This window comes from Pikeienuella piscinae, from assembly GCF_011044155.1.
GTDB lineage: Bacteria > Pseudomonadota > Alphaproteobacteria > Rhodobacterales > Rhodobacteraceae > Pikeienuella > Pikeienuella piscinae.
The window spans coordinates 4,080,579-4,107,165 of record NZ_CP049056.1 but is presented as its reverse complement, the minus strand read 5'-3'; the positions used below and the strand labels follow the sequence as shown (position 1 = coordinate 4,107,165).

Here is a 26,587-nt window from a genome sequence, read left to right as displayed (position 1 = left end):
GTGTCGATATTCGACAGCGATCATTGCGCGGACATCCGTATATATAGCGGCGTCTTCACTTATTTATGCAGCGTTCAGACGAAATTCATGCGCGCCCGCCCCGTTCCGGGGGGCGGGCGCAAGACGCTTGGCGCGCCTACTTGATGTAGCCCTTGTCCTTCATGAAGCGGGTCCAGATCTCGACGCCCTTCTTGTTTCCTTCGGACAATTTCGCGACCTGCGGCCAAACCTCGCTCACGGATTTTTCGCGCATGCGGGCGACCTCCTCATCCGACATGGTGATAACTTCGCCGCCGGCGTCCTTCAGCACCTGCAGGGCGTGATCGACCCCGTCCAGATGCATCTTGCTGGTCTCGAAATAGGTCGACTCGAAAATGCCGTCGATCTTTTCCCGCTGCCAGTCGGTCAGGGCGTTCCACTTGTCGAGATTGATGTAGATCTCTTGATGCTGGGCCGGGTTCCAGCCCGGCAGGCTCGCGTATTGTATCACCTCCTGGAAGGACATGTCGTCGATCCCGCCCGTATCCCAATAGGTGCCCTCGATAGTGCCCAGCTTGATCGCCGTGTAGATCTCACCGGCGTTCATGGAAACGGGCGAGCCGCCCATCGCCGCGTGGAAAATCGCATGCGGCCCGCCGGCGCGCATCTTCTTTCCCGCCAGATCCTCCAGCTTGTTGATGGGAAACGTGCTGAACATGGCGTTGGGGCCCTGATCGGACCAGCCGGCCCAGTGCAGATTGCGATCATGCGCCGCTTTCTGCACGATGTCGCCGATCCGGTAATCCGGGTTGCCCCACATCGCCTCCCACGCCTCTTCGGGGCTGTTGGCGCCCATCGCCATGCCGAAGGCCAGCATGCCCTCGGGCATGTCGCCGCCATAGACGGTGGCCCAGCCGGCGTAGCCGTCGGTCTGCCCGGCGATCGCCGCGCCGAACGCCTCCGAACCGCTGGTCAGCGCGCCGGCGGGCTCGACGCGGATCTTGACGGTCCCTTCCGTAGCCTCCTCGACCGCCTTGACCCAGGGCATCACCCCGTTGTCCCAGCCCGCGTCGGTTTGGTCGAACGCAGGCTGGAAAACCCATTCCGTCACCGTGTCGGGCGGCCCGTCGGCCTGAGCCAGCGCGAACGCGCCGCTCACCGCCAACGCACCCGCCGACACGAGTGTCGTCTTCAGAATGTCAGTCAGTGTACTCACGATATTATTCCTCCCATCGGTTTCGTGATTCTCGCATGCTTGCCCATCCGGGTTTCAAGGCAAGCCATTTTCGTCGTTGTCGTCTTCGGGATCCTGTCCGCTGACCAGCGTGCGGATGTCGATCGCCAATTGCTGCAATACGACCAGCAGAACGGCGATTCCCGCGATCGGAATCGCTGTCTTGATCGGATAGATTGGAATCGGCACGCCCGTCGGCGTCATCTGATTGAGCTTGATGGAAAGCATCGCCGCTTCGGCGCCTTTCCAGATCAGAACGCCCAGAAACAGAAACGTGAAGGGCGCCGTCAGGAGGTCCAGAATGGCTTTTCTGCGCGGGCTTGCTCCGGCGTAGAACAGGTCCAACTTCACGAAAGCCCGATGCTTCAGCGCATAGGCGCCGCCGACGCAGGCGATCAGTACGAGCGCGGCCTGGATCGAGGTGCCGATCCACATGGATGGCGCATTCAACGCGTAGCGCATGAAAACGTCCGAAATTCCGAAGCACATGCAGTAAAGGATGAGAATCCAACCCATCCAGCCCAGAAGTTCGGACATCGCCCCGATGCAGCGCTCGGCCCAATACAGCATTGCGGCGTCCCCCCATTTCGGATGCGGCCCGCCTGTCCCCTGAGCGGACGTGGAATCTGGGTATCCGAATTCGCCATGTCTTGCAATAATTCGCGCGGCGCCCCGTAGCATTCACCACGGGCGGCGCCGCCCGCGCCCATCCTCCCGACATGGAAATGAACAGCAAAACGCGCCGATATTCGGATGATTTCCGGGCGCGCGCCGAAGCTCCTCTCGGGAATAGCCATCCCTTCATTCCCGTTCCCGATCTCGGAGCTTACGGCGGGAAAGGACGATATGCGTCTCTGAAACCTCAACCGTTCATTTACGCAAATGAAATTGCTCGATACTACTTTCGTATACCGTCGCAGACGGGCCGTAATCCGCCCTCGCCCGTGCTGACGTCGGCTGGAATGGCTAAACTGCCGCTATCGAGGCGCTCTGGTCGCCCGTTCGAAGGTGATGTCGACGTGCCCTACCGCACTTCTCCGCTGGCGCTGTTTCAAAATCAGACTTTCCGAATGCTCTGGATCGCCGCCCTCACCTCCAATTTCGGGGGGCTGGTTCAAGCGGTCGGCGCGGCATGGATGATGACGACCCTGTCGGATTCAGAGAGGATGGTGGCGCTGGTGCAGGCCTCGATCACGCTGCCGATCGTGATCTTCTCCATGCTGGCTGGGGTTTTCGCCGACGGATTCGACCGCCGGCGCGTGATGCTGACGGCCCAGTGCTTCATGTTCGCTGTATCGGTCACTCTCGCGTTGTTGGCCTATGCCGGGTTCGTCACACCGTGGTTGCTGCTTGGCTTCACCTTCCTGATCGGGTGCGGGACGGCGCTCCACAATCCATCATGGCAGGCCACGATGGGCGACATCGTGCCGAAGAGCGACCTGCCGTCGGCGGTGGCGCTCAACAGCATGGGGTTCAATCTGATGCGCAGCGTGGGCCCCGCGATTGGCGGCGCCATCGTCGCGCTCGCCGGCGCGGCGGCGGCTTTCGCGGTCAACGCGCTCAGCTATATCGCGATCATCGCGGCGCTGTTTCGCTGGCATCCCGCGGCGCCTCAGCGCAACTTGCCGAGGGAGCCGCTGGGCGCCGCCTTCAAGGCGGGGCTCCGCTACGTCGCGATGTCGCCGAACCTTATCCGGGTCATCGTGAGGAGCTTTCTCTTCGGGCTTTCCGCGATTGCGCTCCTCGCCTTGCTGCCACTCGTCGTGCGCGAGAACCTGAACGGGCGCGCGCTCGTTTACGGCGTCATGCTCGGCTGTTTCGGCGTCGGCGCGGTCTTCGGCGCGCTGGCGAACGCGCGGCTGCGCGAACAGTTCGAGAACGAGACCATCGCCCGCGGGTCGTTCATCGGATTCGGGGTGAGCTGCCTCGTTCTCGCGCTGAGCACCAACTATGCGATCAGCGGCGGCGCCCTTCTGCTCGGCGGCGCTTGCTGGGTGGTCGTGCTGTCGATGTTCAACGTGACGATCCAACTGTCGACGCCGCGCTGGGTGGTCGGACGGGCGCTGGCGCTCTACCAGACTGGCGTTTTCGGCGGCATGGCCGCCGGCAGCTGGATCGCAGGCGTAATCGCGGAACACTACGGCTCCGACGTCGCTCTGCTGGTCGCGACCGCCGCTCTCGTCCTGGGCGCGGCCGTCGGTTTCGCCTTGCCGGTGCCGGCGTACGGAATGCTGGATCTCGACCCGCTGAATCGCTTTCGCGAACCCCCGCTTCGGCTGGACCTGACCCAGCGCAGCGGGCCGATCATGATCATGGTCGACTATGTGATCGATCAGGCGAACGTGCCGCGTTTCCTCTCCGCGATGAGCGAACGCAGGCGCATCCGGATACGCGACGGCGCGCAACATTGGACATTGCTGCGCGATCTCGAAAATCCCGATGTCTGGACCGAGTGTTATCATGTCCCGACATGGGTGGAGTATGTGCGGCACAATGAACGGCGCACGCAGGCCGACCAGGCGTCCTACGACCGGCTCGTCGCTCTGCACCGCGGCCCAGAGCGACCGCGAGTGCACCGGATGATCGAGCGCGAGACAGTGCCGTCGCATGATGACACGCCGTTGAAACCGATCGGGAACGAGCCCCCGGCGTAGCGTCTCTTGGCCGCGGCGGCGGGCGACGCCCGGGAACAGAAAAGGCCCGGTTATATTGCGTCGGATCGACAGGCGGACGCCCAGCGTATCGGCTGATGACTCCCGAGACGCCGCGCCCGCACGGGACGGGCCGCGCCGGGTTTCAGGTCATTCCTTCACTGCGCCGGTCATGGACGAGACATAGTAGTCCACAAAGAATGAATAGAGGACCACCACGGGAAGCGACCCGAAGAGCGCCCCGGCCATCAGCGCCCCCCATTCGTAGATATCGCCGCGCACCAGTTCGGTCAGCACGCCGACGGGGACGGTCTTGTTCTCGGACGAAGAGATGAAGGTGAGCGCATAGATGAATTCGTTCCACGACAGCGTGAAAGCGAAGATACCGGCCGAGATCAGCCCCGGAACCGCAAGTGGAAGAATCACACGGGTAAGGATCTGCCAGCGCGTCGCGCCGTCCACCAGGGCGCTTTCCTCAAGCTCGAAGGGGATCGTGCGGAAATACCCCATCAATAGCCAGGTGCAGAACGGGATCAGAAAGGTCGGATAGGTCAGGATCAGCGCGAGGCGCGTGTCGAAGATGCCGACCTGGAAGACGATGAATGCGAGCGGAATGAACAGGATCGACGGCGGCACGAGATAAGCGAGAAAGATCAGCAGACCGGTGACGCGCGCACCCGAGAACCGCACCCGCTCGATGGCGTAAGCGGCGAAAACCGAGGCGGCCAGCGCGATCACGGTCGATGCGGTCGCCACCAGCATCGTGTTCCAGAGCCAGCCCGGATAGGAGGTCTCGAAAAAGAGATACCTGACATGCTCCAGCGTCGGCTGGATCACCCAGAACGGGCTGTATTCCTCGTAATTGGTGAGTTGGTGGTTCGGTTTGATCGCCGTAATCGTCATCCAGTAGAATGGAAAGAGCAGGACGAATACGAAAACCGCGAGGGGAAGATACACGACGAGAATCCGCCGCGGGAGCGAATTGAACTGCTCCATGCCGACGATGTCGTCACTGGTCGCCGCGCTCGGGCCGCTCATGCCGGATTCTCCATTAGTCGGACCCGCCCTGCTGCCATTTCCGGCGCTGCAGGCCGAAGAAGCTGAAGAGAATGGCGGCGAGAAGGAAGGGGATCATGGCGACCGCGATCGCCGCGCCCTCGCCCAGCTGGCCGCCGGGGATGGCGCGCTGGAAGCTCAACGTCGCCATAAGATGGGTGGCGTTCACCGGGCCGCCGCGGGTCAGCACGTAGATCAGCTGAAAGTCGGTAAAGGTGAAAAGGATCGAAAAGGTCATCACCACGGCGATGATCGGCGTGAGAAGCGGCAGCGTGATGCGCCGGAACCGCTGCCAGGACGTGGCGCCGTCGAGCGCCGCAGCCTCGTTGAGGGAGGCGGGAATGGTCTGAAGGCCGGCGAGCAGCGAAATCGCCACGAACGGGATGCCGCGCCAGACATTGGCGGCGATCACCGAGATGCGCGCGTTGGTCGGATCACCAAGGAAGTTGATCGGCGCGTCGATCCAGCCCATCTCCATCAGAACCCAGGAGATGATCGAGAACTGGCTGTCGAAAATCCACCAGAACGCCAGCGCTGAAAGCACCGTGGGGACGACCCACGGCAGGAGGATGATCGCCCGGAACAACGACTTCGCCGGCAGTTTCTCGTTCAGGAGCAGTGCGAGCCACAGGCCCAGACCGAATTTCAGGACCGAAGCGACGGTGGTGTAAAGAATGGTGTTGAAGACCGAGAGTCGGAAGACCGGATCGTCGAACAGCCAGATGTAATTCTCGATGCCGACGAACTGCCCGGTGCGGCCGATGCGCGTGTCGGTGAAGCCGAGCCAGACGCCGAGGCCGAGCGGATAGGTCAGAAAGCAGAGGAGGAACACGGCGGCGGGCAGCATGAACATCAGCCCCAGGCCGTTCCGGCTTTCAGTCAGCCAGCCAAGGAACGATCTGCTCCGCGCGGGTGTTGTGGCGCTAGCCATTTCGGCCCCTCTTCACGAACGTGGCGCGGCGGGCGGGGTTGGTCACCCCCGCCCGCCGGCTTTGGTCAGCTGTAGTAACGGTTCGCGCGGCGCGCCGCGTTGGCAATGGCGTCGTCCGTGGACGCCTGACCGGTCACGGCCGAGGCGAACATGTCCACCAGAACGTAGTCGGCCATGACGCCCGCCGACGCGTAGCCGAGCGGGCCGGCGTAGCCGTTCGGCCGCAGGCTCTCGGACGCCTTGGCGTAGGGCGCGTGGATCGGATTCGAGGTCCAGACCGGATTGTCTGCGAAGCCCTTCAGCGCCTGACAGCAATAGGCGCTGGCGCCTTCGATCCAGGCGTTCATGCGATCCGCCTCGTACATGAACTGGAGATAGGCCATGGCCGCCTCCGGATACTTCGTGTGATTGAAGATCGAGAGCGACGTGGTCTGGTGAAGTTCGACAGACTTGCCGACCGGTCCGATCGGCAGGGTCGTCGTGCGGATGTCCTCGGCGATCTCGGCCATCGCCGGATCCTTGGCGGCCGCGTAGTAGAGCGAGACGCCATTGGCGGTCAGCGAGACCTGCCCGGCGAGGAAAGCGCGGTTGTTGTTGATGTCCAGCCAGCTCTCGGTGCCGGGAATGAAGGTCTCGTAGAGCGCCTTCGCGTATTCGATCGCCGCGCGGGTCTCGGCCGAATCGATGCCGACCGTGCCGTCCTCGTTGATCATCTTTCCGCCCTGGCTCCAGAGCAGCCAGTGGGCGTAATTGTTGCCGTCGCCGACCGCCTTGCCGTGCGGGAAGCCCGCAGGGGTGCCGTTGGCTTTCATCGCCTTGCAGAGTTCGAGAAAGCCTTCGCTGTCGTTCGGGAATTCTGAGAAGCCAGCGGCCTTCACATGGCTTTCGCGGTAGCAGATGGCGTTGCCGATCGCCGCGAGCGGCAGGGCGATGAATCGGCCGTCCCTGACGGCGTAGTCGCGCGGCCCCTCATACCAGCCGCCATTCGCCTCACCGAGAGCCACGGCGAGATCGGTCACATCAACCAGCTTGTCAGGGTACTGGAACGGGTCGTCGAACCAGCTCATCACGATGTCGGGGCCGGAGCCGACATTCGCGGCCACCGCCGCCTTGGGACGCACGTCCTCCCAGCTTTCCTGGTCGATCCGGACCTCGACGCCGGTGGCCTCGGTGAAGGCCTTGGTGTTCGCGTTCCAGGCTTCCTCTTCGCCTGAAACGAAGGGCACCCAGCGCAAGAGGCGCAGGCTGGCGCCGTCCTCGGGCGTGAAGGTGGGCGCAGACTGCGCGAACGCGCGGCCGCCGATGGCCGTGGTGGCCGCAAGACCGGCGGCGCCGGCCATCAGGGTTCTGCGATCAATGTTGGTCACGAGCGTCTCTCCTTGTCGCGGGATAGTTCAGCTTCCGAAAGCCGGGGTCCCGCCGCCCGGCTGTTCGCGCAGGCTGCGCCTCAGACCGAAACGCGTTTTCCGGACGCAGCGTCGAAGAGATGCGTCGCGGTCGTGTCGACGGAAATTCCGATGTCGTCACCTGGCCCGGCGTCAATGCGTTCGCGGAAGACGCCGACGACCTCGACCCCCGCGATACGCCCGATCACATGTGTCTCCGAGCCGGTCGGCTCGACAACCTCGACCCTGAGCGGGACATCCCCGCCGAGCAGCATCGCCTCCGGCCGAAGACCGTAGATCGCGCCGTCCTTCGGCGTCTGCGCCAGCGGCCGGCCGATCGGCAGGGCGACGCCGTCGCCGCTGATGAAGCGGCTGGAATTGTCGGGGTCGATCCGGCCCGGAAGCATGTTCATCGCCGGCGAGCCGATGAAGCCCGCCACGAAGAGGTTGGCGGGACTGTCGTAAAGTTCGAGCGGCGCGCCGATCTGCTCGACGATCCCGTCCTGCATGACGACGATCTTGTCGGCCATGGTCATCGCCTCGATCTGGTCGTGCGTGACGTAGACCGTGGTGGTCCTGAGGCGCTGATGGAGGTTCTTGACCTCGGCGCGCATCGAGACGCGCAGCTTGGCGTCGAGGTTTGAGAGCGGCTCGTCGAAGAGAAAGACCTGCGGGTCGCGCACGATCGCGCGCCCCATGGCGACACGCTGGCGCTGCCCGCCGGAAAGCTGGCGCGGATAGCGGTCGAGGAGATTGGAGAGCCCGAGGATCTCCGCCGCCGGCCCGACCTTCTCGGCGATCTCGGCCTTGGGCCGGTTCGCGAGCGTGAGCGAGAAGCCCATGTTCTCGCCCACCGTCAGATGCGGGTAGAGCGCGTAGTTCTGGAACACCATGGCGATGTCGCGTTCCTTGGGCGGCAGCGCGTTCACCACCCTCTCGCCGATCATGATATCGCCTGAAGTGATATGCTCAAGCCCTGCGAGCAGCCGGAGCAGCGTGGACTTTCCGCATCCCGACGGGCCGACAAGAACGACGAATTCGCCCTCTTCGATATCGAAACTTACTCCATGCAGCACCTCGACGCTGCCGAACGCCTTGCGTACGTCCCGAAAGACGACCGTCGCCATGCGCAATCTCTCCTCGCATCGGAGTTCTGCCTAATTTTTCAGACACTAACAAACCGCAATTGGGCTCCGCAACTCTGATACCGATCCCTTCGGATACGACTTAAGTAGCGTGATCCGCAGCCGCGAAAACACCGGGAAAAGACAGGACTCCGCGCCGCGGGATGCCGCGTGGGAACAGAACGCGAGGGACGCGCGCCGCCGAAACCTCGGGCGACTTTTCGGCCCGCGCCGGATCGCCGTCAGCCAAGCATAAGATTCGGCAGGAAGGTCACGATCTCGGGCATCAGCACGATCAGGACGATCGCCGTGAGAAGAACGCAGAGGAAAGGGAATGTCGCAATGGCGATCTCTCCGATCCCCCGGCTCGTCAGGGACTTCAGCACGATGAGGTTGAAACCGACGGGCGGTGTGATCTGCGCGCATTCGATGACGATCACGGCGTAGATACCGAACCAGATCGGATCGATTCCCGCCGCCTGTATCATCGGCAACACGACCGAGCTGGAAAGCACAAGGATCGAAATCCCTTCCAGGAAACATCCGAGGAGAAGGAAGAAGACCGTCAGCACGAGGATGAGCCCGACGGGAGAAAGCTCCATGCTCTTGACCCATGCGGCCGCGACGCGGGGTATGTCCGCAAAGCCGACCGCGATCGAGAGACAGGCGGCGCAGGCGATTATGAACGAGATCATGCACGAGATGCGCGTCGCGGCCAGCAGGCTCTCGACGAACATGCTGCGGCTCAGCGTGCCGTTGACGACGCAGAGAAGCAGCGCGCCGAGGATGCCGATGGACGCCGCCTCGGTCGGCGTGGCGATCCCGCCGTAGATGGAGCCGATGATCGCGGCGATGAGCGCCGCGACGGGCATCAGGTCGCGCGACGCGGTCAGCTTCTCCCTCAGCGACGTCGGCGGCGGTCGGTCGCCCTGTTTCGACGGGTTCAGCAGCGACCAGAGCGCGATATAGGAGGAGAACAGCCCGATCAGCATCAGACCGGGCAGGATGCCCGCGATGAAAAGGCGGGCCACCGACTGCTGCGCAACCACACCGTAGACGATCATGATGATCGAGGGCGGGATCAGCAACCCGAACGTTCCCGCGCCGGCGAGTGAGCCGATCATCATCCGCGGGTCGTAATTGCGCCTCGAAAGCTCCGGAATGCTCATGCGTCCGACCGTCGCGCAGGTCACCGCGGAGGAGCCCGCGACCGCCGCCATCACGCCACAGCCGAGCACATTCACATGCATCAGCCCGCCCGGAAGCCGCGCCACCCAGGGTGAGAGGCCGCGAAAGAGGCTCGATGAAAGACCCGATCGCATGAGTATCTCACCCATCCAGACGAAGAGCGGCAATGCGGTCAGCGCCCAGTTCCAGCTGGAGTCCCACATGGTCGAAGCCATGATCGACCCCGGCGGCAACGGCGCGAAGAAGGTGAAAACGATCACACCGGCCGACAGCAGCGAAAGCGCGATCCAGACGCCGGAGCCCAGCAGCACGAAAAGCGCCAGGACCAGTACGAGCGATGCGAGCGCGACCGGTTCCACGCCCTATTCCGCCGTGCCGTCGATGTTGATCGCGTAGCCCGCCGGGCGCCCCGCGATCACGAGCGCGCCCTGTTCGACGATGGCGAGCATCAGGACGAGCAGCCCGAAGGCGAGCGCCGATTGCGGAATCCAGAGCGGGACGGCCAGCAACCCGGGACTCAGGTCTCCGAAAGAGTAGGTCTCATAAGTAAAGGCGATCATGTGCCAGGTCGCGAAGCCCGTCACCGCCAGGGCGACTCCGCAGGCCCAAAGCTCAATCGGCCGCCTTACGCGTTCGGAGGCGAACTGCGAAACGAGCGAGATTCTGACATGCCCGCCGTTGATGAATGTGTAGGCGAGGCCGAGAAAGGTGGAGGCCGCGAGAAAGAAGCCGGACAGTTCGGTGGTCTCGACAGCCTGCCCGAACTGGCGCGCGACGACTTGCAGGATTGTCGCGACGGCGATCAGCGCGAGGAAACAGGCGGCGAGCCCGCCGCAGATTCGAGACAGATTCAGAACGATGGATCGAAGCATTCACACACCTTTGCGCATGGCGGGTCGCGGCTGCGCGCCGTGCGGACGCGCAGCCGGCCCAGTGGGTGATCTTACTGCATCGAAGCCTGATAAGCCTTCAGAACCTCCAGTTCTTCCGGTGAAGCCTGCGCGCTCCATTCCTCGGTCATGGCTTTGCCGATTTCGGCCAGCTTCGCCTGCAATTCCGGCGAAGCCTCGGTAACGATCATGCCGTTCTCGACCAGTTTGGCCTGAGTTTCGTCCGAAGCTTCCTTGCTCAGCTTGAACGCTCTTTCCGTGGCCCGCTCACCCGCCGCGAGAATGGCTTCCTGCAGCTTGGGGTCCAGCGCCTTGAGGGCGCGCTTGTTGATGATGAACCCGTTCTTGTTGTGCATCGAGCCCGTATAGGTGAAATGATCCACATAGTCCCAGGCTTGGATGTCGTTGCCAGTCTGCGCTGAGGTGAAGAGCGCCTCAATCAATCCGGTAGAGAAGGCCTGCGGCACCTCGGCGAACGGCAGGATCGTCGCCTGGAAGCCCAGAAGCTCGCCCATCCGCTGGGTCGCCGGGGAATAGATGCGAAGTTTCACATCCTGGAACTTGGAGCCGTCTTCGACGGGGAAATCGGTGTAGAAACCTTGCCCCGGCCAGGGCGCATAGCTGATGACCATCATGCCGTCATCACCGAAAACCTTGTCGAACCACGGCTTCTGCGCTTCCATCAGCTTGCGGGCGGCGTCGTAATCGCCGGCGACGTTCGGCAGGCTGTCGAGCGTGAACATCGGGCTCTCGTTGCCATAGACGCCGAAGCGGATCTCCCCGAGCTGAATCTGGCCCGACTGCACCGCGCGGCGGATCGCGTCCAGCTTGATGAGTTCGCCATTGGGGCGCAGGTCGATCTTGAGTTCTCCCTCGCTCGCGGCCTCGACCTCCTCGATGAAGGCGCGGATGTTCTTGGTGAAGAAGCTGTCCTCGGGATAGCCCGAAGCCATGACCCACGTGGTCTCCGCCGCGACCGGCCCCGCGAACGCCATCGCAAGCGCGGCGGCTACGCCAAATTTCGTCAGATCGTTCATCGTGTTCATACCTCCATTGCTGAACTGCTGTAGTTTTTGTTTTCCGATTTATGCACGGACTGGCCCGTGCGGCGCAACGTCCACGATCAGGAAACGCCGACCTCCTTCGGCCGGAGCGCGCCGACCGCAGTGGCGATCCGTTCCAGCGCCTGTGTCAGAACCTCCTCGGACGACGCCGTCGAGATACGGAAATAGGGAGAGATTCCATAGGCCGCGCCCGGCACCGCGGCGACCCCTGCGCGCGTGAGGAGATAGGCGGTCAGATCGGCGTCATCGCCGATGACGCCGCCATCAGGCGTCGTCGCGCCGATCAGCGCGCCGCATTCGATGAGCGCGTAGAAGGCGCCGCCGGGCGGCGCGAGCCGGAGACCGGGGATTCCGGCGACGCGCTCCACGACCAGATTGCGCCGCTTCTCGAACGCGTTCCGGAACCGGCGCACCTCGTCCTGCGGTCCTTCCAGCGCGGCGGCGGCGGCGGCCTGCGCGATCGAACAGGCGCCGGAGCTGATCTGGCTCTGAACCTTGGTCATCGCAGCGATCAGCGGCGCGGGCCCCGCGCCGTAACCGATGCGCCAGCCCGTCATCGCATAGGCCTTTGACACCCCGTTTACAGTCAGAACGCGGTTCTTCAGTTCGGGGCAGGCGGCGGCGAAGGACCGGAATGCGCGCCCGTCGAAAAGGATGTGCTCGTAAATCTCGTCCGCGAGCAGCAGAAGATTCTCGCGCCCGCGCATGATCGCGCCGAGCGCGCGCAGCTCCGACTCGTCATAGACCGCGCCGGCCGGGTTCGACGGGTAGTTGAGAAAGAGCCAGCGCGCGCGTTCGGTCAGCGCGCCCTCAAGCCTTTCCGGCGTGAGACGAAACCCGTCCTCCGCGCGGCAGGGAATGACGACCGGCTTTCCGCCCAGCATCAAGACGGCGTCCGCGTAGGAGCCGAAATAGGGCGCCGCGAGCAGAACCTCGTCCCCGGGCTCAAGGGTCGCCATCAGCGCATCGAAGATCACCTGCTTGGCGCCGTTGGAGACGATGATCCCGTCCGGGCCATACTCCAGTCCGTTCTCGCCGCGCAATTTCGCGGAGATCGCCGCCTTGAGCCGGGCTGTCCCGCCTGTAAGCGGATATTTCGTCTCTCCATTCAACGCCGCGACATGCGCCGCTTCCTTGATATGCGCGGGGGTGTCGAAATCCGGCTCGCCGACGCCAAGGTCGATCACGTCTTCACCGCGGGCCCGCGCCTCCTGCGCGGCTTGCGAGACCCATGCGGAGGCCGAGGGTTTGACCGGGTCGAGCCGGGATGATGCGTATCGCACGGGCGTTTCGGCGGGTTGCGGACCGCGGGAATCGAGCCGCGCCATCAGACCGTCTCGCCTCTGCTCACGGCCGCCTCCACGGCGGCGATGTCTTCATCGGTCAGCCCGTATGACTCCTTCGCCACCCGCGCCGATATGTAGCCGAGCGCGAGATCGCGCCTCACCTTCGCGGCGTCGCGATTACGCGGGTCGCCGTAGCCGGCGCCGCCCGGGAACGCGAGCATGACCTTGCGCCCGTGCGGGACGAACTGTTTTCCCTTCCCCCGCATCGGCGCGCCGTCATCCTGCGAAATTGTCGTCGGTTCGCCTGCATGCCCGCCGCGCCGGCCCTGCGCGGGGTGGTTCACGCGGTCAAACATGGCCTGGAAGTCGAACTCGTGCCCCTCGACGGCGCCAACCTCCATGTATTGGCCCAATCCGCCGCGCGTCTCGCCCGCGCCGCCGGAATCGGGGCGCAACTCCTTCCGCCAGATGATGACGGGGCCGGTATGTTCGGTCGCCTCGATCGGCATGGTCATCACGCCCGAGGGAAACGCCGTGGCGTTCAGCCCGTCATGGGTCGGCCGAGCGCCGGAGCCGCCCGAGTTGAAGGTCAGCACCTCCGCGCGCCGCGCGCCGGGGGGCGCCGGCGCGTCCGACCGGGGCCTGAGCGAAACCTGGAAGTTGCAGAGGGAGCCCGCGCCCTCCGCCGGAACGACGCCGGGCAGGATCTGATCCAGCGCGTCATAGACCGCGTCGGGCACGAAATGCCCGATGATGTGCCTGAGCGCGACCGGCGCGGGGTGTTTCGCGTTCACGATCGTATCCTCGGCGGCCACGATCTCGAAAGGCGCGAGCGAAGCGTGATTGTTCGGAATCTCCGGCGCGATCGCGCATTTGAGAGCGTAGCAGCTATAAGCCTTGGTGTAGACCAGCGGGCAGTTGATGCCCTTCTTGTCGACGCTGCTCGTGCCGGTGAAATCCGAGACGATCCTGTCTTTCTCGACCGTCAGCTTGACCTTCAGCGTGATCGGGCTGTCGAACCCGTCCACGGTCATCTCGCCGGACGCGGCCCCCGCCGGCAGCGCGCCGATGCGTTCGAGCGTGGCGCGGCGCGAATTCTCGAGAATGAACTCGGCGATCCCTTCCAGCGTGTCGAGTTCGAACTCCTCCATCATGTCGATCAGGCGGCGATGGCCAATCTCGTTGCAGGTGGCCAGCGCGTACATGTCGCCGATGAGCTGGTCCGGCTCGCGCACATTCGCGCGCACGAGCCGGATGAAGGGCATGTCCACTTCCGTCCGCTCGGCGAACTTCATGATCGGAATGTAGAGCCCTTCCTCATAGACGCTCGCCGCGTCCGCGCCGAAGCCGCGCCCGCCGATATCAACGATATGCGCCGTGCAGGCGAAGAACCCCACGAGCACGCCTCTGTGGAAAGACGGTGTGACCATCGTAATGTCATGGAGATGGCCCGTTCCCTTCCAGGGATCGTTGGTGATGTAGACATCGCCCTCGAAGATGTTCTGGCGACCAATCTCGCGGATGAAGTGAGCAACGGCGTCAGCCATAGCGTTCACATGGCCGGGCGTTCCCGTCACCGCCTGCGCCAGCATGCGGCCATGGGTGTCGTAGACGCCGGCGGAAAGATCGCCCGCCTCCCGGACCGAAGTGGAGAACGCAGTTCTGATCAGCGCCTGCGCCTGCTCCTCGACGACGGAGATCAGGCGATTCCACATCACCTGGTAGGAAACCTGTGAATGCTCGCGGGTCATCGCCTCACTCCTTCTCGCGCATGTCGATGCAGCCATCCGGCTGTCGGATCGCGTAACGGCTCGATGGCACGATGACGGTCGTCTCCGTCTCCGTGATCGCGGCGGGGCCGTCCACCGCCTGACCGGTTCCGATTCTGTCGCGATCGACAAGGGCGGCGTCGACGAAGCCGCCCTCGGCGGCGTCGAAGATCGGCCGCGTCGCATCCGAAGGCGCGCGGTCGGCCCGCTCCGCCGTCTCGACGCGGGCGACGTTCTCGGGCGGGGTCGTCGCGTTGACCGACCAGACGGTGATTTCGACCGCCATGCCGGTGACCGGTCGCCCGAAGAGCTTCGTGTAATCCTCCTCGAAGCGCGCGAGGAAGACCTCCGCATCAGGGTTGGTCGCCTGCTCCCTGGTCAGGGTGACGGGGATCTCCCACCCCTGACCGGAATATCGCATGTAGACCTTGTATTCCGAAAGGATCTCACTTTCCGGCGCGCAAGAGCGGACAAAACTCGTCGCCTCCTCCGTCAACTCGTCAAGAAGAGCGGTGATGCGGGCGGGTTCGAACGCGTCAAGCCGCATGAAGACCGAGCGGTTCGCCTCGAAGCTGAAGGGCGCGCGCAGAAAGCCGATGGCGGAGCCGACGCCCGCCCCTTCGGGCACAAGCATGCGGCTGACGCCGAGCTTCTCGCAGAGGCGGCCGGCATGGAGCGGCGCCGCGCCGCCGAAGGCGATCATCGTGTAGCCAGACAGATCCTCGCCGTTCTCGACCGCGTGCACGCGGGCGGCGTTGGCCATGTTCTCGTCCACCACCTCGGCGACGCCGAACGCCGCTTCCGCGGCATCCATCTCCAGCCGCTCGCCGATATGCCCGGTCAGCGCCGCGCGTGACCGGTCGGCGTGAAGGCGGATCGACCCACCGGCGAAATTGTCCGGATCGAGCTTTCCGAGAACGAGATCGGCGTCGGTGACGGCCGGCCGCTCCCCATCTCTTCCGTAGCAGGCGGGGCCGGGCTCCGATCCCGCCGATTCAGGCCCGACGCGAATCTGTCGCAGCGCGTCGACATGGGCGAGCGAACCGCCGCCAGCGCCGATCTCGACCATGTCGATCACCGGAATTGAGATCGGCATCCCCGAACCCTTCTTGAACCGGTAGGTGCGTGCCACCTCGAAGACGCGGCTGGTCTTGGGCGTCTGGTTCTTGATCAGGCAGATCTTCGCGGTCGTCCCGCCCATGTCGAAACTGAGCACCTTGTCCAGTCCGTAGCGCGCCGCGATATGCGCGGCGAAGACGGCGCCCCCCGCAGGGCCGGACTCGACCAGCCGCACGGGAAACTCGGCCGCGTCCTCAAGCGAGATGATTCCGCCGCCGGAATGGATCAGGAACACGTCGCAATCGGCGCCCTCCGCCCGCAACCGGTCGGCGAGCCGGTCGAGATAGGACTTCATCAGCGGCTTGATGAAAGCGTTCGCCACCACAGTGTTGAAACGCTCGTACTCCCGCATCTGAGGCGACACCTCAGAGGAGAGCGAGATCGCCGCGCCCGGCATCTTCTCCGCCACGACATCACGGATCATGCGTTCGTGCGCGCCGTCGAGATAGGAATGGATGAGGCCAACGGCGACGGACTCGGCGCCCGTCCGCGCGATCCGCTCCACCACCTCTTCGACCTCGGCGCGATCGAGCGGGATCAGCGTCTCGCCGGTAGCGCTCACACGTTCCTTCACGGTGAAGCGCATATAGCGCGGCAGCAGCGGTTCCGGCAGCAGAAGATTGAGGTCGTATTGCTCGAAGCGGCTTTCCGTCCGCATCTCGATCACGTCGCGAAAGCCCTCGGTGGTGATCAACGCCGTCTTCGCGCCACGCCGCTCGATAAGCGCGTTGGTCGCGAGCGTGGTGCCATGGATGATCTGGCCGATCTCGCCCGGCTCGACCTCCGCCTTGCGGCAGACCTGGGCGATGCCGTCGATGATCGCTCGTTCGGGCGCATCATATGTGGTGAGCACCTTTGTCGAGGTGATCTCGCCATCCTTTTCGAGCACGACATCCGTAAATGTGCCGCCGATGTCCACGCCAAGCCGAACGGACTTCGCTTTCATTCCTGCACTCCTGTCCCTGCCGTCTCGCCCGACGGCGGCGCCGCCTTCAAATCCCGCCCGCCAGCTAAGCGAAAGCAAGACGAACAAGTCTAATTGTTTTCCTGTTTCGGCATGATCAATTTTTCTTATCCTAGGTGAGCGCCGCTCGCGCGCTCAACCTCCGCGGCCAGCCGCGCTGCGGCGGCGACAAAGCGTGGCGCGCGCCGGTCGTCATAGCGCGCAAATATCCGTAACGGAGAAGGTCGCCAATCCGAAGGCATGACGTGAAGCTCGCCTCGCGAGACGAGGCGCGCGGTCAGCGCGCGCGGCGCGAGCGCGAGGCCGAGTCCGTCAACCGCCATCTGGATGCAGGACGCGAGACTGTTCGAATGAACGACGCGATCCGTCCGCAGCCCGCGCAACCGCGCCGCCTCCAGCAATTCGACGGATGCCGTCGTGTGTTTCGCGTGCATCAGAACTGCCGATTCCATCGCGTCCGCAAGGCTGAGCGGCGAAGAAAACTCATCGGCGACGAAGGGCGCCGCGACCCAGTTGTATTCATACTCACCAAGTTCGATAGCGCTTGGCATGTCGATGGCGAAGGGGGCCGTCTGCAATGAAAGGTCGAGATCGCCCGATGCCAGGTCGCGCTCGATCTCGCGAGAGAGATTGACCGTCAGTTCGACCGTAAGCGAGGGGTAGACCTCCCGCAATCGGCGGAGATACGCGTTCAGCCAGGCGCCGGCGACGATTTCCGTGACGCCCAGTCTCAGCTTGTCGGCGATCAGATCCGTGCGGTGCGCCTCTTCGAGGAACGCCTCCGCCGACCAGAGCACTCTGCGCGCCGCAGGCAGAAGGGTGCGCCCCTTTTCGGTCAGGGTCACGGAGCCCGCATCGCGCCGCATGAGCAACGCGTCGATGCCGGATTCGAGCGCCGCTATGCGCGCGGAGATGTTCGGCTGCGTCGTCCCGAGATGTGCGGCCGCATTTCGGAAAGTGCCGAAATCGACAACAGCGACGAAGGCTTCAAGTTGCTTCAGATTGATCGAATTCCTGATCATCGCGTCTCTTCCCTTCTCGCACGGCCGGTATTCCAAACCCCAGCGTCCAACGCTGCCGGGCCGACAGTCTCCAGGCTGGTCTGGGAATGATCGGAAGAGCTGCGTTTGGCCATGCCGGCGACGCTACGGCGTGGCCTCTCCCGTCTCAAGCAGGCGCGTCATCCGTGGGTGCGCCAATCTCGGGGGCGTTGTCGTCCCGGCGCGCCCCTTCTCTCCTGGACATCGCAGCCGCGCGTCGTCGCGAAGGACATGCTCGCCGTCACCTCATCGGAAATGAGCTTCGGGACCTGTGCAAGAGCGGCGATCGTACGAGGGCGAGACATGAAAGCGGCCCAGGTCGCTCGCGGCGAAAGCAGACGCGGCCCGGATCTCCTTCCCGCCAGGGACGGCGCGGACTTCCGCCGGAGCGGCGCGAACGGTCGGACGCTCACGCTCTCTCGCCCGTCGCGCAGACGATGCGCGCCGTCTACTCGAAGAGCTCGTCCTGGCCTTTCTGGGGCGGGGCATCGTCGTCATCGTCCTCCTCGCCGGCGTCGACCGCGCCCTGGTTGTCGAGAAGGCCGGCGTCGCGGAGTTCCCTGACACCGGGGAGGTCGCGGGGGCTTTCGAGGCTGAAATGGTCGAGAAAGCTCTCGGTGGTGACGAAGGTGATCGGGCGGCCGGGGGTCATCCGGCGCCGACCCAGCCGGACCCATTCAAGCTCGATCAGCATGTCGACCGTGCCCTTCGAGACCGAAACGCCCCTGATCTCCTCTATCTCGGCGCGGGTCACCGGCTGGTGATAGGCGATGATCGCCAGCGTCTCGACCGCGGCGCGAGAGAGCCGGCGCGTCTCGACCTGATCGCGGCGCATCAGAAACGCGAGGTCGGGCGCGGTGCGGATCGCCCAACCCTGCCCCACGCGACGGATCAGAACGCCGCGCCCCTCATAGCGGCGGCGAAGATGCGCCAGCGCCTCGGCCGGGTCGGAACCGTGCGGCATGCGCTCCGCCATCTCTTTGAGGCTGACCGGCTTGGCCGCGGCGAAGAGCAGCGCCTCGACCATCCGCTCCTGCTCCGCCAGCGGCGGCGCGGTGAAGAGGCTTTCGGCGCTTCTGGAAGCGTCGTCAGACATGAGCGTCGGCGACCTTTTTCCTGCGAGCGCGCAGCATGATCGGACCGAAGGCGTCATCCTGCCGAAGCTCGGCTTCGCCCCGCTTCACCAATTCCAGCGAGGCTGCGAAATGCGAGGCGAGAGCGCTGCGTCGGCGATCCGGCGCGCCGGTCCACTCGAGCGGCAGCCAGGCGGAAAGCGCGGTCCAGTCCAGCGCCTCGCCGACCAGCCCGGCGAGACGTTTGACCGCGTCGTCGAGCGCGAAGACCGGCGCCCTGCGAAGGTGCAGCGGCTCGTAGCTTTCCTTGGTCTTGACGCGCGCGTACGCGGCCAGCAGTTCCGCGAGCGAGGCGGTCCATTCCACCTCGCGCCGCACGGTCGGCACCTCCGCCTCGCCCCGCGCGAATGTCTCGCGGCCAAGCTGATCGCGGGCCATCAGACGGGCGCCGGCGGTGCGCATGGCCTCCAGCCGCTCCAGCCGGAAGGCGAGCCGGGCGGCGAGTTCCTCCGCGCTCGGGCCTTCCTCCTCATCCGGCGGCGGCAGGAGGAGGCGGGATTTCAGAAAGGCGAGCCAGGCCGCCATGACGAGATAATCGGCGGCGAGTTCGATCCGGAGTTTCCGCGCCGCCGAAACGAAGGCGAGATACTGCTCCGCGAGTTGGAGAATCGAGACGCGGCGCAGATCCACCTTCTGGCCGCGCGCCAGCGTTAGAAGAAGATCGAGCGGCCCCTCGAAACCGTCAACATCGACCAGAAGCGCCTCCGGATCGACAGCTTCGGCGCGGGGCGCGACAAAGAGCTCTTCCTCTTTCTTCTCGGGTGGAAGGATCGGCTCATGGCCCCTGTCGTCACGCATGGCAGTCCGCCTTTCGCGAAGAGAGCGCGTCATAGCGGCGCGCGACCTCGGCGATGTCGATCTCCTCGACCTCGCGTTTCAAGGCGTCCACGGCTTCGGCGCGTTTCAGGGCGGCGTCGGTCAGCGTTCCGGCGGCGGCGGCCGCCGCCTCCATTTCCGCCATCTCGCCATTGCAGTGGAGAACGATATCGCAGCCGGCGCCGAGGCTGGCCTCGACGCGTTCGCCAATCGGACCTTGAAGGGCGCCCATGGAGATATCGTCGGTCATCAGCAGCCCGTCGAAGCCGATCTCCTCGCGGATCAGGTCGATGCAGGGGCCGGAAAACGTGACCGCGTATTCGCTGTCCACTGCTTCGATCACCAGATGCGCAGTCATACCCATCGGCGCGTCGGCATGCGCGCGGAACGGCGCGAAATCCAGCTCCAGATCGGCGCGGGGGGCGCTCACCACGGGCAGCGCGACATGCGGGTCGACGGTGGCGCGGCCATAGCCGGGGAGATGTTTCACCACGGGGAGCACGCCGCCCGCCATCAGCCCGCGCCGAACCGCGTGGCCGAGCGCGGCGACGGTCGCCGGATCGCGCCCGAGCGCGCGATCTCCGATCGCCTCATGCAGCCCGGCGCTGGCGACATCGAGAAGCGGCGCGCAGTTCACGTCGATCCCGCAGGCGGAAAGCTCATGCGCAATCAGCCGGTAGCGCAAGACCAGCGCCTCGGCCGCAGTCTCCAGCTTCCGCCCTTCTATTTCCGCCATCGCGGGCGGGAACTTACGCCAGTTCGGCGGGCGGAGACGCTGGACGCGCCCGCCCTCCTGATCGATCAGCACCGGCGCGGCGCGGCCCACCGCATCGCGCAGATCGGCGGTCAGCGCGGAAAGCTGCGCCTGATTCCCGACGTTCCGGGCGAAGACGATGAAGCCCCATGGGTTGGCCGAGCGGAAGAAATCCCGCTCCCGCGCCGTCAGCTCCGCGCTCTCAAAGCCGAAGATCAGCGGCGCCGGCGCCATCAGCGCGCCCGCGCCACGATGCAGGCTTCGTTCCGGGCGTGAAAACCACGGCAGAGCGCCGCCGCGTCGGCGATGGCGTCGAAGGGGCCGGCGCGGAGCCGCCAGAGCGTGCGCCCGCCCGATTGCACCGGCATGATCACCCGGCCGCGCCCGGTCAGAAGATCGCCGTTTCCAGCCTTGAGCCGGGTCCACTCAGCCGCGGCGATCTCTTCGCTGTCAAAAGCGCCGAGCTGGATCTGGATCTCGCTGGCGGCGGCCGCCGCGCGCGGCTCCGCCACCGCGGCGTTCGCCGGGCCGGAGGCGAGGGCGGCTGACCGGACCGGGCGAGGCGGCGCGGCGGGCGCGAATTTCGGCGCCTGTCCGGTGGCTCCGTCCCCCGCCCCCTCGTCAGTCTCACCGGCCGACGGCTCCGTCGCCATCACTTCGGCGACGGCGGCGGCGACGGCGGCGGCGAGCGGGTCTTGCGCGGCGGGGCTTTCGGCGGCGCCGTCCGACGCGGCGACGGATTCCTCCTCCAGCGCGCCCGGCGCATCGGCCTCCACGGTCTCCTCCGTCTCGGAACGCGGCGCGGCGGCGGGCTCCGGGACGACGGCGGCCACCACCTTTTCGTCTCCCGGTCTAGGCGCGGGCTTCGGCGACAGCGCGGCCGGGGCCTTGTCGTCGGGCGCCAGCCCGTCGGCGGGCGGGGCGAGCGCCGTCTTGGCGGACGTGGACGCATCGCCGCCGGAGATCACGTCATAAACGGCGCGATCCTGGTGCGCGACCTCCTGCCCCCCCGGCTCCTCCGGGCGGATCTTGGTCGGGCCAAGCTCGGCCCGTATCACCGGTATGTCCTCGGCGTCGCGCATACCCAGCCTGTAGGACCAGGTGACGACGCCGATCAGGATCGCCAACGAGATCATCGCGCCGAGCGCTGTGACAGCGCCGTTTCGCCATTTCCGTACGGCCGCCTTGGCGGCGGCGCCGGATTCAAGGTAAGAATCGTCCCGCATGGGGTTTTCGCCTGTGCCTTTACGCCACCTTATATGGTGGTCGCCTGCTGCTCAAACCCCAAATGTGCCTGCGTTCACCGCATTTCGGTCACCGGGGTCACCCCTAGGATACCAAGACCTGCCGAGATCACAACAGAAACGGCGCGAATCGCCGCGAGACGCGCCGGCGCGCCGGCTGCGTCATTCTCCTGCAGGAAGCGAAGCGCGCCCTCATCTCGGCCGCGATTCCAAAGCGCGTGAAAGACGGCGGCGAGGTCGTAGAGGTAAAACGCGACGCGATGCGGCTCATGCGTCCGGGCCGCAGTCTCCACAAGGCGGGGCCATTCGGCGACTTTCTTCGCCAGCTCGATCCATGCTTCGTGGCCGAGCGACGAGAGATCGGCGCGCCCGAGCGCGGCGTCGTCGCAGGGGACGCCCTGCTCGACCGCGCCCCGCAGCACGGAATGGACGCGGGCGTTGGCGTACTGGACATAGAAGACCGGGTTGTCCTTCGACTGCTCCTGCGCCTTCACGAAATCGAAATCCAGCGGCGCATCGTTCTTGCGGGTCAACATGGTGAACCGGGCGACGTCCGGGCCGACCTCGTCCACCACGTCGCGCAGCGTCACGAACGTGCCCGCCCGTTTCGACATCTTGTAGGGTTCACCGTTCTTGTAGAGCTTCACCAACTGGCAGAGCTTGACGTCGAGCGAGGTCTTGCCGTCGGAAAGCGCCGCGACGACCGCCTTCATCCGTTTCACATAGCCGCCGTGGTCAGCGCCAAAAACGTCGATCAGCAGGTCATAGCCGCGCTCGACCTTGTCATAGTGATAGGCGATATCTGGGGCGAAATAGGTCCAGGCGCCGTCGGATTTCTTCACCGGCCGGTCGACATCGTCGCCATAGGCGGTGGAGCGGAAAAGCGTCTGCTCACGCGGCTCCCAATCCTCCGGCGTTTTGCCCTTGGGCGGCGGAAGCACGCCCTCGTAAATGAGCCCCTTCCTGTCGAGCGCCTTCAGCGCGTCGTCGATCTTGCCGGCGCCGTAGAGCGCCTTTTCGGACTGGAAGCGATCCATCCTCACGCCGAATGCCGCCAGATCCTCGCGGATGAGGTCCATCATCCGCGAGGTCGTGAATTCGCGGACGATCGGGAGCCATTCCGACTCCGGCGCGTCGAGCAGACGATCGCCGAACTCGGCCTTGAGCGCCTCCCCGACGGGAACGAGGTAGTCGCCGGGATAGAGGCCCGGCGCGATCTCCACCGCCCGACCGAACGCCTCCTGATAGCGGTGATGGGCGGAGCGGGCGAGAACGTCGACCTGGGCGCCGCCATCGTTGACGTAGTATTCGCGCGTCACCTTCCAGCCGGCGAAATCGAGAAGCCCCGCAAGCGCATCGCCAAAGACGGCGCCGCGGGCGTGGCCGACATGAAGGGGGCCTGTGGGGTTCGCGGAGACGAACTCGACATTGACCGAGCGCCCGGCGCCGCTCGTCGCCCGGCCGAAATCGGCCCCGGCGGCGAGCGCGGCCCGGATCGCGCCAAGCCAGAGTTCGGGCGCGAGGCGGAGATTGATGAAGCCCGGTCCCGCGATCGCGGCGTCAGCGACGCGCGGGTCGGCCGCCAGCTTCGGCGCGAGCAGCCCGGCAAGGGCGCGCGGGTTCATCCCGGCCGGTTTCGCCAACGCCATCGCCGCGTTCGTCGCCATGTCGCCATGCGCGGCGTCGCGCGGCGGTTCAACCGTCACCGCGCCGCGGTCGAGACCGGCGGGCAACGCGCCCTCGGCGGCGAGCGCGTCAAGCGCCTCGTCGATGAGTTTCCAGATATCGGTGAAAAGATTCATGCGATCGTCACTCGGCTTGATGGTTTTGCGACGGAAATCCGCCATTTCCGCGCCCTCTAGCACAGGCGCGACAAGCCGGCCACGTCAATCCGGTTCGGCCGGGCCAGCATTCTTGTCGCTCAGACGCGGGCCGTCGCATCGGTAAGGTTCCGATGCTCGTCCAGCGCGAAACGGTCGGTCATCCCGGCGATGTAATCGGCGACGACGCGGGCGCGGATATCCGCGGAAACCGCGTGAACCGCCGCATCGCGCCAATCGTCGGGAAGCAGCGCGGGCTCCTCCACGAAGATCGCGAAGAGATCGCGGACGACGCGCGCGGTTTTTCTGCGCATCCGCAGCACCTCGGGGTGGCGATACATCCGGGCGAAAAGGAACTCGCGGACGATCTTCAGATCGCCGTCCAGCGCTTCGGAGAAAGCCGCCATCTGAACCGGAAGCGCGCGCAGCGCCTCGGCGCTTTCGGGCGCGGCGGCGTCGAGGCGGGCCCGCGTCTCCGTCAACACGTCCTCGACCATCGCGCCAAAGACCCGGCGGAACGTCTCGTGCGCGGTTCGCTGCGCGTCGAGCCCGGGATAGCGCGCGCGCACCTCCGCCAGCGCCGGGCCGGCGAGCGGAAGGTCCGCGAGATCGCCAAGCCCGAAAAGCCCGGCCCGAAGCCCATCGTCGAGATCGTGCGTATTATAGGCGATATCGTCCGAGAGCGCGGCGATCTGCGCCTCCAGCCCGGCATGGGTCCAGAGTTCGAGATCGAATCGCGCGTCATACTCCGCGAGCGCGAAATGCAATGTCGAAGGGTCGTCGCCGGCGCTGGCGAGGAGCGGCCCGTTGTGCTTGGCGATGCCTTCCAGCACCTCCCATGTCAGGTTCAGCCCGTCGAACTCAGCGTAGCGCCGCTCCAGATCGGTGACGATCTTCAGCGTCTGGGCGTTGTGATCGAACCCGCCATGCGCCCGCATCGCCCCATGCAGAGCTTCCTCGCCGGTGTGGCCGAAGGGCGTGTGGCCGAGATCATGCGCGAGCGCCACGGCCTCGGCCAGGTCCTCGTCGGCGCCGAGGGTGCGGGCGCAGGTCCGCGCGATCTGCGCAACCTCGAGGCTATGGGTGAGCCGCGTGCGATAGTGGTCGCCTTCATGCTCGACGAAAACCTGGGTCTTGTGCTTCAGACGGCGAAAGGCGGAGGAATGGATGATGCGATCACGGTCGCGCTGGAACGGACTGCGATGCGCGCTCTCCGGCTCCGCGTGCAGCCGCCCGCGGGAGCACGCCGCGTCGGTCGCGTAGGGCGCGAGCGGCTGGCGGTTCATCATCGGACGTCACGCCGCCGCTTCATCGCCGCCCTTGTTCCCTTGCGCGCCAAATCATACATTGCGGGCAGCCTATACATGAGGACTGGCCGAGAGAAAACGCATGGACCTCACACTGCCGATCAAAGTCACGGACGCCTGCGCCGCGCGGCTGAACGCCATCGCCGAGGCTGAGGGCGCGAAGAAGAATCTCCGCGTCGCGGTGCTCGGCGGCGGCTGCTCGGGCTTTTCGTACGAGTTCACGCTCGAGGACGAGACCGGCGAGGACGATCTGGTGATCGAGGCCGGCGGCGCCGCCGTTCTGATCGACCCGGTTTCGCTGCCGTTCCTTGCCGGCTCCGTCGTCGACTTCAAGAATGAACTGATCGGCGCCCGCTTCGAAGTCGAGAACCCGAACGCGACAAGCTCCTGCGGTTGCGGGACAAGCTTTTCAATCTGAGACCAACCCGCGGCGGCCATGCGGCGGCGCGCGCGGCTCTTTGCCGCGCCCGCGCTCGTTTTGCTCCGATTAATCCAGTTAAATGCCCTTCTGAAGTTTCGGCGCGTAGAGAGAGCGCAGCCGTCCGAAATTGGAGCCGCCAGGAAACATGGAAGCTGATCTGCACCCCAGGCAGGCGGAGCGACTCGCCGCGCTGCGCTCATACGAGATTCTCGACACGGATCGAGAGAAGGATTTCGATGATATCGCCCTTCTGGCGGCGTCGATCTGCGATTCGCCGATCGCGGTCGTCAATCTGATCGACGCCGAGCGGCAATGGTTCAAGGCGGAGACCGGCCTCGGCGTCCGGGAGACGCCTCTGGCGACCTCGATCTGTTCGCATGTGATCCTGGAGAACGATTTCGTCGAGATTGAGGACACGCTCGAAGACCCCCGCATGGTCGACAATCCGCTCTGCTGCGGCGATCCGGGGCTGCGGTTCTACGCCGGGGCGATCCTGAAGACGAAAGAGGGCTTGCCGCTCGGCACGCTCTGCGTTCTCGATCATCAGCCGAGGACGCTGACTCCGTTGCAGCGCGACGCGATCAGGGTTCTCGCAAATCAGGTCATGGCGCAGCTCGAGATGCGAAGGGCGCTCCGCGTCGCGGGAATGCTGCGGCGAGAGGTGGACCACCGGGTGAAGAATTCGCTGCAGTCGTTGTCCTCGTTCATACGGATTCAGGGCCGGACCCTGCAGTCGGACGATGCGAGAGCCGCGGTAGCGGGCATCGGGACCCGAATCGAAGCCGTCGCCGCGCTTCACGAACAACTCTATCGGACCGATGCGGGGCCGATGGTGGACCTCGCCAGCTACATCCGGAATGTCCGCGACTACCTTGTCGGGATTGCGCCGGAAACCGTGACCATTGACGTGGAAGCCGAGCCGGTCGTGGTCAGTTCGCGCCAAGCCGTCGCCGTCGGAACTCTGGTCAACGAGTTCGTCGCGAATTCGTTCAAGCACGCGTTTCCCGATCAGAGGCCCGGCCGGGTCCTGATCGCGGTGGACGCCGACCGGGACGGAACGGTCAGGATCGTCTCATCCGACAACGGCGTCGGATTGCCGGCTGATGCGGATTCGGGTTCGGGCGGCCTCGGCATGAAGATCGCCGAACTGGTCTGCATGGAGTTGCGCTGCGATCTCGATGTCGAAAGCTCGCCCGATGGGGTTTCGATCCGGCTGGAGTTCCCGGCCGACCGCGGTTCCGGCGCGGTCGAGAAAAGCGTTCTCAAGCCTGTCAGCGCCTGAACAGACAAGGCGGTATCATCATCGCCGGGGATCGCGCGGGCCGCCGGCGACGCCAGCCAGAAGTTCAAGACAGGTCGCGCCGCCCCCTTTCCGGGGGCGGCGCCTTCGCCTTCAGCGCTGGTCACGCCAA

22 protein-coding genes are annotated in these 26,587 nt (G+C 65.2%); 3 read left to right on the top strand and 19 right to left on the bottom strand.

Annotated features, from left to right (window positions below; genetic code table 11):
• Positions 1-136 precede the first annotated feature (136 nt).
• Positions 137-1,195, bottom strand: a complete 1,059-nt coding sequence (locus tag G5B40_RS19535; protein WP_165102379.1) for a TRAP transporter substrate-binding protein — start codon at positions 1,193-1,195, stop codon at positions 137-139.
• A gap of 54 nt (positions 1,196-1,249) precedes the next feature.
• Positions 1,250-1,783, bottom strand: a complete 534-nt coding sequence (locus G5B40_RS19530) for a TRAP transporter small permease subunit (protein WP_165102376.1) — start codon at positions 1,781-1,783, stop codon at positions 1,250-1,252.
• Between the two features lie 500 nt (positions 1,784-2,283).
• On the opposite strand from G5B40_RS19530, the gene G5B40_RS19525 reads away from it, so the two are divergent.
• Positions 2,284-3,867: an MFS transporter gene (locus G5B40_RS19525; protein WP_246209653.1), complete on the top strand. Its 1,584-nt coding sequence runs from the start codon at positions 2,284-2,286 to the stop codon at positions 3,865-3,867.
• Positions 3,868-4,014: 147 nt separating this feature from the next.
• On the opposite strand, the gene G5B40_RS19520 is transcribed toward G5B40_RS19525, so the two are convergent.
• From G5B40_RS19520 to G5B40_RS19440, 17 genes are all read right to left on the bottom strand, one after another.
• On the bottom strand, positions 4,015-4,902 hold the full coding sequence (locus tag G5B40_RS19520) for a carbohydrate ABC transporter permease (protein ID WP_165102373.1): 888 nt from the start codon (positions 4,900-4,902) through the stop codon (positions 4,015-4,017).
• A gap of 13 nt (positions 4,903-4,915) precedes the next feature.
• Positions 4,916-5,851: a carbohydrate ABC transporter permease gene (locus G5B40_RS19515; RefSeq protein ID WP_165102370.1), complete on the bottom strand. Its 936-nt coding sequence runs from the start codon at positions 5,849-5,851 to the stop codon at positions 4,916-4,918.
• A 65-nt stretch (positions 5,852-5,916) separates the two neighbouring features.
• The gene (locus tag G5B40_RS19510) at positions 5,917-7,218 is read right to left on the bottom strand and encodes an ABC transporter substrate-binding protein (protein ID WP_211907372.1); all 1,302 of its coding nucleotides are present in this window, start codon (positions 7,216-7,218) and stop codon (positions 5,917-5,919) included.
• A gap of 80 nt (positions 7,219-7,298) precedes the next feature.
• Positions 7,299-8,363 carry an ABC transporter ATP-binding protein gene (locus G5B40_RS19505; protein WP_165102368.1) on the bottom strand — a complete coding sequence of 355 codons (1,065 nt, stop codon included), beginning with the start codon at positions 8,361-8,363 and terminating at the stop codon, positions 7,299-7,301.
• 239 nt (positions 8,364-8,602) lie between these two features.
• Positions 8,603-9,907, bottom strand: a complete 1,305-nt coding sequence (locus G5B40_RS19500) for a TRAP transporter large permease (RefSeq protein ID WP_165102365.1) — start codon at positions 9,905-9,907, stop codon at positions 8,603-8,605.
• Positions 9,908-9,910: 3 nt separating this feature from the next.
• On the bottom strand, positions 9,911-10,420 hold the full coding sequence (locus G5B40_RS19495; RefSeq protein WP_165102362.1) for a TRAP transporter small permease: 510 nt from the start codon (positions 10,418-10,420) through the stop codon (positions 9,911-9,913).
• A 71-nt stretch (positions 10,421-10,491) separates the two neighbouring features.
• The gene (locus tag G5B40_RS19490) at positions 10,492-11,475 is read right to left on the bottom strand and encodes a TRAP transporter substrate-binding protein (RefSeq protein ID WP_211907371.1); all 984 of its coding nucleotides are present in this window, start codon (positions 11,473-11,475) and stop codon (positions 10,492-10,494) included.
• 86 nt (positions 11,476-11,561) lie between these two features.
• Positions 11,562-12,785: a pyridoxal phosphate-dependent aminotransferase gene (locus G5B40_RS19485; protein WP_165102356.1), complete on the bottom strand. Its 1,224-nt coding sequence runs from the start codon at positions 12,783-12,785 to the stop codon at positions 11,562-11,564.
• Positions 12,786-12,829: 44 nt separating this feature from the next.
• Entirely contained in the window at positions 12,830-14,539 is a 1,710-nt protein-coding gene (locus G5B40_RS19480; protein ID WP_165102353.1) for a hydantoinase B/oxoprolinase family protein, read from the bottom strand.
• A 4-nt stretch (positions 14,540-14,543) separates the two neighbouring features.
• Complete coding sequence (locus G5B40_RS19475) at positions 14,544-16,622, bottom strand: hydantoinase/oxoprolinase family protein (protein ID WP_165102350.1); 2,079 nt, start codon at positions 16,620-16,622, stop codon at positions 14,544-14,546.
• A 125-nt stretch (positions 16,623-16,747) separates the two neighbouring features.
• Complete coding sequence (locus tag G5B40_RS19470) at positions 16,748-17,662, bottom strand: LysR family transcriptional regulator (protein ID WP_165102348.1); 915 nt, start codon at positions 17,660-17,662, stop codon at positions 16,748-16,750.
• A gap of 466 nt (positions 17,663-18,128) precedes the next feature.
• Positions 18,129-18,776, bottom strand: coding sequence for an SMC-Scp complex subunit ScpB (gene scpB, locus G5B40_RS19465; protein ID WP_165102345.1), 648 nt, complete (start codon positions 18,774-18,776; stop codon positions 18,129-18,131).
• Positions 18,769-19,611, bottom strand: coding sequence for a segregation and condensation protein A (locus tag G5B40_RS19460; RefSeq protein ID WP_165102342.1), 843 nt, complete (start codon positions 19,609-19,611; stop codon positions 18,769-18,771). The genes scpB and G5B40_RS19460 overlap by 8 nt, the downstream gene beginning before the upstream one ends.
• Positions 19,604-20,617: a beta-N-acetylhexosaminidase gene (gene nagZ, locus G5B40_RS19455; RefSeq protein WP_165102339.1), complete on the bottom strand. Its 1,014-nt coding sequence runs from the start codon at positions 20,615-20,617 to the stop codon at positions 19,604-19,606. The genes G5B40_RS19460 and nagZ overlap by 8 nt, the downstream gene beginning before the upstream one ends.
• On the bottom strand, positions 20,617-21,609 hold the full coding sequence (locus G5B40_RS19450) for an SPOR domain-containing protein (RefSeq protein ID WP_165102337.1): 993 nt from the start codon (positions 21,607-21,609) through the stop codon (positions 20,617-20,619). The genes nagZ and G5B40_RS19450 overlap by 1 nt, the downstream gene beginning before the upstream one ends.
• Before the next feature lie 74 nt (positions 21,610-21,683).
• Positions 21,684-23,429: an arginine--tRNA ligase gene (argS, locus tag G5B40_RS19445; protein ID WP_165102334.1), complete on the bottom strand. Its 1,746-nt coding sequence runs from the start codon at positions 23,427-23,429 to the stop codon at positions 21,684-21,686.
• 119 nt (positions 23,430-23,548) lie between these two features.
• On the bottom strand, positions 23,549-24,736 hold the full coding sequence (locus tag G5B40_RS19440; protein ID WP_246209652.1) for a deoxyguanosinetriphosphate triphosphohydrolase: 1,188 nt from the start codon (positions 24,734-24,736) through the stop codon (positions 23,549-23,551).
• A 100-nt stretch (positions 24,737-24,836) separates the two neighbouring features.
• Between G5B40_RS19440 and erpA the strand changes: the two genes are divergently transcribed.
• Together erpA and G5B40_RS19430 are read left to right on the top strand one after the other, a co-directional pair.
• The gene (gene erpA / locus G5B40_RS19435) at positions 24,837-25,172 is read left to right on the top strand and encodes an iron-sulfur cluster insertion protein ErpA (protein WP_165102330.1); all 336 of its coding nucleotides are present in this window, start codon (positions 24,837-24,839) and stop codon (positions 25,170-25,172) included.
• A gap of 148 nt (positions 25,173-25,320) precedes the next feature.
• On the top strand, positions 25,321-26,457 hold the full coding sequence (locus G5B40_RS19430; protein ID WP_165102327.1) for a histidine kinase dimerization/phosphoacceptor domain -containing protein: 1,137 nt from the start codon (positions 25,321-25,323) through the stop codon (positions 26,455-26,457).
• The last annotated feature ends 130 nt before the right edge of the window (positions 26,458-26,587 follow it).

What these genes read in the sequence shown, in the direction of transcription:
- G5B40_RS19440 (WP_246209652.1), bottom strand. Translation starts at nt 24,736, where the DNA reads ATGATGAACCGCCAGCCGCTCGCGCCCTACGCGACCGACGCGGCGTGC.
- G5B40_RS19520 (WP_165102373.1), bottom strand. Translation starts at nt 4,902, where the DNA reads ATGAGCGGCCCGAGCGCGGCGACCAGTGACGACATCGTCGGCATGGAG.
- G5B40_RS19505 (WP_165102368.1), bottom strand. Translation starts at nt 8,363, where the DNA reads ATGGCGACGGTCGTCTTTCGGGACGTACGCAAGGCGTTCGGCAGCGTC.
- G5B40_RS19460 (WP_165102342.1), bottom strand. Translation starts at nt 19,611, where the DNA reads ATGCGTGACGACAGGGGCCATGAGCCGATCCTTCCACCCGAGAAGAAA.
- erpA (WP_165102330.1), top strand. Translation starts at nt 24,837, where the DNA reads ATGGACCTCACACTGCCGATCAAAGTCACGGACGCCTGCGCCGCGCGG.
- G5B40_RS19490 (WP_211907371.1), bottom strand. Translation starts at nt 11,475, where the DNA reads ATGAACGATCTGACGAAATTTGGCGTAGCCGCCGCGCTTGCGATGGCG.
- G5B40_RS19480 (WP_165102353.1), bottom strand. Translation starts at nt 14,539, where the DNA reads ATGACCCGCGAGCATTCACAGGTTTCCTACCAGGTGATGTGGAATCGC.
- argS (WP_165102334.1), bottom strand. Translation starts at nt 23,429, where the DNA reads ATGAATCTTTTCACCGATATCTGGAAACTCATCGACGAGGCGCTTGAC.
- G5B40_RS19515 (WP_165102370.1), bottom strand. Translation starts at nt 5,851, where the DNA reads ATGGCTAGCGCCACAACACCCGCGCGGAGCAGATCGTTCCTTGGCTGG.
- G5B40_RS19475 (WP_165102350.1), bottom strand. Translation starts at nt 16,622, where the DNA reads ATGAAAGCGAAGTCCGTTCGGCTTGGCGTGGACATCGGCGGCACATTT.
- G5B40_RS19530 (WP_165102376.1), bottom strand. Translation starts at nt 1,783, where the DNA reads ATGCTGTATTGGGCCGAGCGCTGCATCGGGGCGATGTCCGAACTTCTG.
- G5B40_RS19430 (WP_165102327.1), top strand. Translation starts at nt 25,321, where the DNA reads ATGGAAGCTGATCTGCACCCCAGGCAGGCGGAGCGACTCGCCGCGCTG.
- G5B40_RS19495 (WP_165102362.1), bottom strand. Translation starts at nt 10,420, where the DNA reads ATGCTTCGATCCATCGTTCTGAATCTGTCTCGAATCTGCGGCGGGCTC.
- G5B40_RS19525 (WP_246209653.1), top strand. Translation starts at nt 2,284, where the DNA reads ATGCTCTGGATCGCCGCCCTCACCTCCAATTTCGGGGGGCTGGTTCAA.
- G5B40_RS19450 (WP_165102337.1), bottom strand. Translation starts at nt 21,609, where the DNA reads ATGCGGGACGATTCTTACCTTGAATCCGGCGCCGCCGCCAAGGCGGCC.
- scpB (WP_165102345.1), bottom strand. Translation starts at nt 18,776, where the DNA reads ATGTCTGACGACGCTTCCAGAAGCGCCGAAAGCCTCTTCACCGCGCCG.
- nagZ (WP_165102339.1), bottom strand. Translation starts at nt 20,617, where the DNA reads ATGGCGCCGGCGCCGCTGATCTTCGGCTTTGAGAGCGCGGAGCTGACG.
- G5B40_RS19470 (WP_165102348.1), bottom strand. Translation starts at nt 17,662, where the DNA reads ATGATCAGGAATTCGATCAATCTGAAGCAACTTGAAGCCTTCGTCGCT.